This window comes from Bartonella sp. PS17NMGDW, assembly GCF_042193555.1.
Taxonomy (GTDB): domain Bacteria; phylum Pseudomonadota; class Alphaproteobacteria; order Rhizobiales; family Rhizobiaceae; genus Bartonella; species Bartonella grahamii.
On record NZ_JBHILY010000028.1, the window covers coordinates 1 to 6,891 of the forward strand.

Here is a 6,891-nt window from a genome sequence, read left to right on the forward strand (position 1 = left end):
AGCAAAGCGCCCTCTTCTCAAGAGCACTTCACTGTCACAGATGTCCAAGCCTCAGAATCTAGTATGTATAAGCTTATTCTGCGTAATGAATCTTCATCTAAAAAGCAATTTTGATTATATTTCTGAGATGCAGAAGGGGAATAAATTATCCCCCTTCTGTGTTTCACCTACTTATTGGAATACGCCAAGCCTTTCGCCCATAGTGTTTTGCGTAAAGTTTTTGACCTGTATAAGGACATCTACGCCATGTACGAAAAACGTACGTTTTTTTGTCTTTATTTCTCATAAAGACTCCTTTTAAGGTGAATTGACCTAGACAGGAAACATTTACAATGATACAATTCCGCTTGTTGTTACAGGTTGCATTTTTCTGTTTCCTGTCTGGTTTTACGTCAGCGAACCATAACCTAACGTAAACTCTTTATGGGTTTGAGCTGCAACTCAAACCCATTATTGTTGTGATTTAAAATAATTTGTCATGTAATTTATCCTAATCTCTGCTGCTTGTAATGAAACTCCATAGAAATTAGCTACCTCTCTTGGAGTCTTAAATCTTGACATTCCTGAACGTGGCATTAAAAGCTCAGCAGCAAATTGGTTAGCTTGTTTTTCTGCACTGCGATAGACAGGTATTTCATGAGAATTGACTACGCGTTGAAAAGGTAAATTTGTATGTAAAAAAAGATGACCAAGTTCATGAGCAACTGTAAATCTTGCGCGACCATTATCATCGTACGCATCTTTATAAATATCCTCTCTTAAAACAATGAATTTGCCTTGCGGGTCTGTTAAACCACCCACATTTCCAAGTTCTTCCTCATCTGCGATATGTAAACAATATCCTGGTCTCATAGTAGGCAAAATGTATTCAGCAAAATCCATAACTGGGAAAGCTTGGTAATCTAACAATTTCAGTTCTTTTCGAAGTAAATCAGTAAAAAAACCAATTTTCTCCCAACTATAAGGAGGAACTTCGTAATCAATGCTTTTCTTCACCTTCTACTTACCTTTTTTTTCTTTTATCTGTTTCATTAATTTTTTCATTTTTTCTACATCTTCTGGAGAAATGTTATCTATAACTCTAGCAAACATACCAACAAGTTCACCTGTGGATGAATTAGAAGACTTTATTGTAAAACTTTTGCGGCAAGCATCAGCCTCTTGTCTTAAGAGAGAAGCCATATCTTGATCTAAATCGTATAATTCTATGATCTTTTCTTCCATACCAACAGGTACAGATTTTTTGCCAATCTCAACAGAAGATAAAAATGCTACAGATATATCTAATTTTTTAGCCATATCTAAAAGGCGTTCTGCATGATCAATACGGAGTTTCCGTAAGGTTTTACCAAAGGATGTAAGCATCAAATAGAACTCCAAAGGACGGATAATTAATCTTAATAAGTTGAATATATTTTATCTTAAGGTATAAATCAACTCTTTTTTTACAATAATTACAAATTGCCAATAGCAAAAATTTAAAAATTATCGAAAGTGGCTTGACATTGTGACAGGAGTATGAATAATCGAATCAGGTGCCTCAAAAACACCTTAAACCATAAGCGGATTGGTTACCGAAATAATCAGTCTTCTATACATTAAAGACTTTGACTCATTATATGCTACATGCGTATAATAATATTGTCGGGTGTGGTTACGCTATACAATACCCTTTTGGGAAAAGCGTAACGACGGACTTATGGCCGTGTTTTTGAGCACCCGGCACTCTTCTTAGAGTGTCAATCAAAAACATCTAACCATAAGGAATTCATTATGAATACTCTTATAGAAATTAGAGAACAGGTTATTGATCAGGAAACTGTTCAAACTGTTAACGCTCGTGATTTGCATGCGTTTTTAGAAGTAGGTAAAGATTTTTCTACTTGGATTAAATATCGCATCAACAAATATAATTTATTAGAAAATCAGGATTATTTAGTTTTCACCAATTTTGGGGAAAACCTCCAAGGTGGTCGTCCCTCTAAAGATTATCATCTAACTTTAAGTGTAGCCAAAGAGCTCTCTATGCTTGAGAATAATAAGAAAGGTAGAGAGGCTCGTTTATACTTTATCAAATGTGAACGGCTTTTGAAACAAGTAGCAACCCCACAAGTTGACTACTCTAAACCCGAAGCATTACTTGGTGTTTTGAATCACTTACAAAGTCAAATCGAGCAAAAGGATAACACCATTGCTAAATTGACTCCAAAAGCAGAAGCTTTGGAAGGTTTAAAACGCTCTGATGGTTTGTTTGGTCTTATTGAAGCAGCAAAGATGTTAGAGGTACGACCAAAGGACTTAACTGATTACTTGCGTAAACATGATTGGGTATATCGACGTGCTCCAGGGACGCCACTATTACCTTATCAAGACAAAATTAAGAAAGGATTCATGGATTGTCCCGCTATTACCATTCAAAGACCGGATGGTACAGAAAAGGTGCTGCCTTCAACAAAAATCACATCTAGAGGATTAGCTTGTTTGAGAGAACAAATCCATGGAGGTGTACAATGAACACCAGTATCGACTTCTTATGCGATTTATGGATAGCTTTATATCAGTTTTCTAATGATGAAAATATTAATGAAAAAGAGTGTACAGCTCTGATTAACATCATGAGTTTGGTAGAAAAAGCTTTGATTTTCAAACTTCAAGATGAGGTGCCAAATATACTTAAAATCTTAACAGTTCTAACAGATTTTGGCGATTCAGAGTTTCCTACAGTTATGTTACCTTTATTGAAAGCTTACGAACCAAATTTGGAGCCTCCCATTAAAAAGGTTGCTTAAGTTAAAAACAGAACTCCCCTCCCCGTTCTTAAGATGGGGAGGTGGTTAAACCCTACATTCAAATTTATTGATTTTGGCAAATTCGTCTGCTTTTTCAGTTTGTAAGATACTAACGTCATAAGCAGCTTGCATGTTGAGCCAAAATTCAGCAGTAGTATCAAAAAAATAGGCTAATCTGAGAGCAGTATCGGGAGTCACTGGACTATTTTCAGCAACAATACGTTCTATTCTCGTGCGTGGAACATTTAATGCTTTTGCAAGAGCATAAGCAGAGAGAGCATATTCTTTTAAATATTCCTCTCGTAAAATTTCTCCGGGATGAATCGCTATATAATTTTTCATCTCGACCTCCTACAGATCAATGATAATCTACGATTTCAACTTCACTTGCCATGTGACAAAGGTATTGGAAGTTGTTCTCCATTATGTTGCATGTCCTCAACAACTTCTGAAACAAGGTCCATAATGCCTTTTAAAGCTTTCTCTGCTTGAGCATCTAACCATGAAAGGGATGGGAATTCTGCACACAATCCGACATATTCCTCATCTTCTTGCGACCACAAAACACGATATGTATAATGATTATTGTTCATGTTTCATCCTTTCTTATATCCTCTACAGAGGATATTGGTCAATTACGATGGCTTTTTCGTAAATCTCGTTCGATGAGATGTCGAACATAGCGTGTGTAAGGGATAGCTTGATTTTTAGCTTTTTCCTTTAAAGCCTTCATAAGTGCTTGAGGTAAGCGAATATTCATAGAGGCTTCTTTAGGTAAGAATTCAAAATGAACAGGCTTAAAACCAGTTAAGTCATAATCAGTAAGATCTGCAGTATCAACAAAGTTTTCTGCTTCTTCATCCGTCTTAAAAACGGGCATTTGTTTTAATTTAGAGGTTTTCATAAAAATCAATCTCCTTTTGGTGCATATAACGAGCGCTAATAGGACGCACAAACAGTTCATTCTTTATTGTTCTTAAGGTAAAAACTAAAAATATATATCTTTCATTATAGCTTCTTCCAATGGCTCTGAAACGCTCTTCTTTAATATTGGGGTCATGCTTTATGACGAGATTTCCAGGTTTAGTGAATAAATACTCAATTTCTTTTTTAGAAACTCCATGTTTGGCACATTTTGGCCAGTTACCATCATCCCAATTTATGCCATGAACTTTGATGTTTGCTACCATAACGTATGTATATCAAAATGTATCCACAAATACAATAAAAATGATTAAAATCAATCTGTTTAAACAGGAACACTCATGCATCCGAGAGAAACGATAAGGGAAAGCTTTGTTGCTTTGATAAAGGCAGCAAAGACGGCAGCTGGTGACAATGTTTTCAATATGCGTGATTTCAACTTCTCCCCTGAGAACACGCCTGCAATTAATATCTCAACACAAAGTGAAACGATTGAAGATGGCTATGATTATGGAATAAGGCGGCGTGTTTTAACGCTAGATGTTGAATGTTATGCGACATGTGAAGATGGAGCACGTTTTGTTGACCAATTGGCATGGGAAGTTGAGGAGGTTTTCTACGCTAATCCCAATCTCAACAACACAGTTGAGACATGCCGCCTGCAAAATATTGCTTTTGCCTTTGGTGATAATGGCGCCCTAGCGCTCCATGGTGCGATTTTAACCTTTGAAGTCATTTATGTGACAAATATCCCCAACATGGATGAAGAAGAAGGCAGTGTAACAGCAAAACTCGTTGAACCTTTCTTAAGCTTTGAACCAGAAACAGGCGTGAGAAATAAAGATAAATACCATAAAATTGAAGGTGGACATGTTAGAGCGGCGCGATAAAGAAATCACAGATCTAAAGAGACGTGTGGCCAATATGGTTGTGGTGGGAAAAATTAGCCATGTCGACCATAAAAACGCACGCTATCGGGTAAAAAGTGGCAATCTTGTCAGTGACTGGATTCCAGATACACAAGCCCGCGCCGGTAAAACACGCTCTTATGAAGGGCGTGATATCGGAGAGCAAGTAGTTGTTATCTCGTCATCAGGGGATTTATCACAAGGGGTGATTGTTGGTTCACTTCACACCGATGCTAATCAAGCAGCCGATAAAGGCAGCATTCACCGAACTATATATCCTGATGGAACCAGCCTTGAATATGATGATGAACAAAACACTTATGGAATTCACATCAAATCCGGCGGAAAATTTATCCTGACAATCGCTGATGGTGTGTCACTAAAAGGTGATGGTGGCAAGCTAGAGCTTACGGCACCGGAAGGCATAAAGATTGTTTCAAAAAGCGATATAAATTTAAACGCAAAAGGCGGCATCTCTTTGAAGGCTGGTGATGGCATTTCACTGAATTCGAATGATAGTCTCTCTCTTCATTCTGGGAATAATGTTTCCATTCACTCAAGTGGACTAAAGCATAACGGTACCAATGTAGGAGCAACACATGTTCATGGTGGTGTTTCCCCTGGTGGCTCGATGACAGGAGGTCCCAATTGAACAGTGGAATGGACCGTACAACAGGAAAGCCATTAACCGGAATTGATCATTTACGCCAATCAATCCTTGATATTTTGTCAACGCGGATTGGTTCGCGTGTAATGCGGCGTGATTATGGTTCACGTGTTGCAGAACTCATTGATGCACCGGTTAATAATGCTTTTGCTGTTGCCCTTTATGCTGCTGTTGCTGAGGCTTTAGACAAATGGGAACCGCGTTTTAAATTGAAAAAAATTGATTTTAAAATGGTTGATGCTGGACAAGTTTCTTTGTCCTTTGAAGGCATTTATTTGCCATCCGGCAAGCCCATTACCATGGAAGGATTACTGATAAAATGAATGGAGTACTTGCAAAACCGGAAATCATCACAGAACTTTCTTTTGAGGAAATACGCGCTGCTGCTCTTGCCCATTTAAAAGAGCTTTTGCCGGAATATACCATTCTTGAAAGTGATCCGGCTGTAAAAGTCATTGAGGCTTTTAGCTATCGAGAGTTGCTTTTAAGACAGCGTATTAACGAGGCGGCACGCAACAACATTCTTGATTTTGCAACCGGTGAATCTCTTGACGCTTTGGGAAACTGGCATGGTCTTGCCCGCATGGAGGGTGAAAGTGACGAGAGATATCGTGAACGCATAGAGCTTCATGCCCGTGGTGGCAATGGTAGCGGGACAGAGCCCTATTACAAGCTTATAGCCTTAACAGCAGATAGTCGTGTTAAGGATGCGATTGTTTACCGTAAAGGCAAAGACCCAACCATCTATGTTGCTCTTTTTGGCAACAATGAAGAAGGAACGGCCTCTGAAGATCTCATACAAACAGTCTCAGAAGCTCTGCACAGAAAAAATATCATCATGACCAATGATACAATCATTGTTCACGCTGCTGTCAAAAAAGTGCTGGATTTAGAGGCAGATGTTTGGCTGTTACCAGAAACATCTTTGAAAATTCTCACAACAATGGAAACAAATTTAAGAGCAGCGTGGAGACAAGAACAAGCCATTGGTCGTGAATTAAGTTTGTCGTGGTGGATTTCAAAATTAATGATTGCTGGTGTCCAGAAAGTGATCGCCATTACACCAACACAAGACAGTATGGTTTGTGATGAAGAAGTTTTATCGATTGGAAAAATCACCTTAAACTTCAAAGGGCGTGCGCGCTAATGGTTGGTTCCCTCCTTCCCACAAACGCAACAGAATTTGAAAAGCGCCTTGCCGATGCTTGCGATTTTCATCAAGATATTGATGGTTCTGTTTTGGGGATTTCACGCGCAAAACTGATCACACGCCCTCCCCGTTTCTTACCGTGGTTGATTGAAGAATACGGGCTTGGAGAGCTTACGCCTTATGTTCCAAACCTCTATGATTTGATTGATCAAGGGCTTCAATGGCAGCGCTTGCGCGGCTCCCTTGCGGCAATAGAGATGGGGCTTGAATGGCTAGGGATTTCGGCACGCTTTCAACCCGCCTGGACGGGGCGGGTATGGTGGAATTCCTTTCAACTTGATTTTGTTCAGTTGCCTGAACGCAAAAGCCTTGAAGTCATTGAAGCGATTACCGACCTTTCCAAAAGTTTGCGCTCTGATTTTCGCCGTGGGACCTATGGTTATGATGTGCAAG

The 6,891-nt window shown here is 38.9% G+C and carries 12 protein-coding genes and 1 pseudogene; 7 read left to right on the forward strand and 6 right to left on the reverse strand.

Features of this window, described 5'->3' with window-relative positions; translation table 11 throughout:
• Positions 1-450: 450 nt before the first annotated feature.
• Positions 451-996, reverse strand: a complete 546-nt coding sequence (locus ACFIJK_RS08495) for an ImmA/IrrE family metallo-endopeptidase (RefSeq protein WP_375627494.1) — start codon at positions 994-996, stop codon at positions 451-453.
• A 3-nt stretch (positions 997-999) separates the two neighbouring features.
• On the reverse strand, positions 1,000-1,365 hold the full coding sequence (locus ACFIJK_RS08500; protein ID WP_375627498.1) for a helix-turn-helix domain-containing protein: 366 nt from the start codon (positions 1,363-1,365) through the stop codon (positions 1,000-1,002).
• Positions 1,366-1,773: 408 nt separating this feature from the next.
• Here ACFIJK_RS08500 and ACFIJK_RS08505 point away from each other — a divergent pair, with 408 nt between their 5' ends.
• Positions 1,774-2,514: an antA/AntB antirepressor family protein gene (locus ACFIJK_RS08505; RefSeq protein ID WP_375627495.1), complete on the forward strand. Its 741-nt coding sequence runs from the start codon at positions 1,774-1,776 to the stop codon at positions 2,512-2,514.
• Positions 2,511-2,789: a hypothetical protein gene (locus ACFIJK_RS08510; RefSeq protein ID WP_375613925.1), complete on the forward strand. Its 279-nt coding sequence runs from the start codon at positions 2,511-2,513 to the stop codon at positions 2,787-2,789. The genes ACFIJK_RS08505 and ACFIJK_RS08510 overlap by 4 nt, the downstream gene beginning before the upstream one ends.
• 45 nt (positions 2,790-2,834) lie before the next feature.
• Here ACFIJK_RS08510 and ACFIJK_RS08515 read toward each other — a convergent pair whose 3' ends face one another.
• The 4 genes and pseudogenes from ACFIJK_RS08515 to ACFIJK_RS08530 form a co-directional block, all read right to left on the reverse strand.
• Complete coding sequence (locus tag ACFIJK_RS08515) at positions 2,835-3,131, reverse strand: HigA family addiction module antitoxin (protein ID WP_004861504.1); 297 nt, start codon at positions 3,129-3,131, stop codon at positions 2,835-2,837.
• Positions 3,132-3,175: 44 nt separating this feature from the next.
• Positions 3,176-3,382: pseudogene (locus ACFIJK_RS08520) on the reverse strand (toxin-antitoxin system HicB family antitoxin); the annotation flags it as partial.
• A gap of 38 nt (positions 3,383-3,420) precedes the next feature.
• On the reverse strand, positions 3,421-3,693 hold the full coding sequence (locus ACFIJK_RS08525; RefSeq protein WP_012754724.1) for a CopG family antitoxin: 273 nt from the start codon (positions 3,691-3,693) through the stop codon (positions 3,421-3,423).
• Complete coding sequence (locus ACFIJK_RS08530) at positions 3,680-3,979, reverse strand: BrnT family toxin (protein ID WP_375627496.1); 300 nt, start codon at positions 3,977-3,979, stop codon at positions 3,680-3,682. Before ACFIJK_RS08530 ends, ACFIJK_RS08525 begins: the two co-directional genes overlap by 14 nt.
• Before the next feature lie 75 nt (positions 3,980-4,054).
• On the opposite strand from ACFIJK_RS08530, the gene ACFIJK_RS08535 reads away from it, so the two are divergent.
• The 5 genes from ACFIJK_RS08535 to ACFIJK_RS08555 all read left to right on the forward strand — a co-directional run.
• Complete coding sequence (locus tag ACFIJK_RS08535) at positions 4,055-4,603, forward strand: hypothetical protein (RefSeq protein ID WP_375626973.1); 549 nt, start codon at positions 4,055-4,057, stop codon at positions 4,601-4,603.
• The gene (locus tag ACFIJK_RS08540) at positions 4,584-5,273 is read left to right on the forward strand and encodes a phage baseplate assembly protein V (RefSeq protein ID WP_375626974.1); all 690 of its coding nucleotides are present in this window, start codon (positions 4,584-4,586) and stop codon (positions 5,271-5,273) included. The genes ACFIJK_RS08535 and ACFIJK_RS08540 overlap by 20 nt, the downstream gene beginning before the upstream one ends.
• Positions 5,270-5,611, forward strand: coding sequence for a GPW/gp25 family protein (locus ACFIJK_RS08545; RefSeq protein ID WP_004856773.1), 342 nt, complete (start codon positions 5,270-5,272; stop codon positions 5,609-5,611). The genes ACFIJK_RS08540 and ACFIJK_RS08545 overlap by 4 nt, the downstream gene beginning before the upstream one ends.
• Positions 5,608-6,435, forward strand: a complete 828-nt coding sequence (locus tag ACFIJK_RS08550; protein ID WP_375626976.1) for a baseplate J/gp47 family protein — start codon at positions 5,608-5,610, stop codon at positions 6,433-6,435. The genes ACFIJK_RS08545 and ACFIJK_RS08550 overlap by 4 nt, the downstream gene beginning before the upstream one ends.
• The coding region (locus ACFIJK_RS08555; RefSeq protein ID WP_375627497.1) for a phage tail protein at positions 6,435-6,891 on the forward strand (457 nt) is incomplete at its 3' end. The genes ACFIJK_RS08550 and ACFIJK_RS08555, both read left to right, overlap by 1 nt.

Coding starts and splice junctions, on each gene's coding strand:
- ACFIJK_RS08515 (WP_004861504.1), bottom strand. CDS start 3,131: ATGAAAAATTATATAGCGATTCATCCCGGAGAAATTTTACGAGAGGAA.
- ACFIJK_RS08540 (WP_375626974.1), top strand. CDS start 4,584: ATGTTAGAGCGGCGCGATAAAGAAATCACAGATCTAAAGAGACGTGTG.
- ACFIJK_RS08505 (WP_375627495.1), top strand. CDS start 1,774: ATGAATACTCTTATAGAAATTAGAGAACAGGTTATTGATCAGGAAACT.
- ACFIJK_RS08510 (WP_375613925.1), top strand. CDS start 2,511: ATGAACACCAGTATCGACTTCTTATGCGATTTATGGATAGCTTTATAT.
- ACFIJK_RS08530 (WP_375627496.1), bottom strand. CDS start 3,979: ATGGTAGCAAACATCAAAGTTCATGGCATAAATTGGGATGATGGTAAC.
- ACFIJK_RS08550 (WP_375626976.1), top strand. CDS start 5,608: ATGAATGGAGTACTTGCAAAACCGGAAATCATCACAGAACTTTCTTTT.
- ACFIJK_RS08500 (WP_375627498.1), bottom strand. CDS start 1,365: ATGCTTACATCCTTTGGTAAAACCTTACGGAAACTCCGTATTGATCAT.
- ACFIJK_RS08525 (WP_012754724.1), bottom strand. CDS start 3,693: ATGAAAACCTCTAAATTAAAACAAATGCCCGTTTTTAAGACGGATGAA.
- ACFIJK_RS08535 (WP_375626973.1), top strand. CDS start 4,055: ATGCATCCGAGAGAAACGATAAGGGAAAGCTTTGTTGCTTTGATAAAG.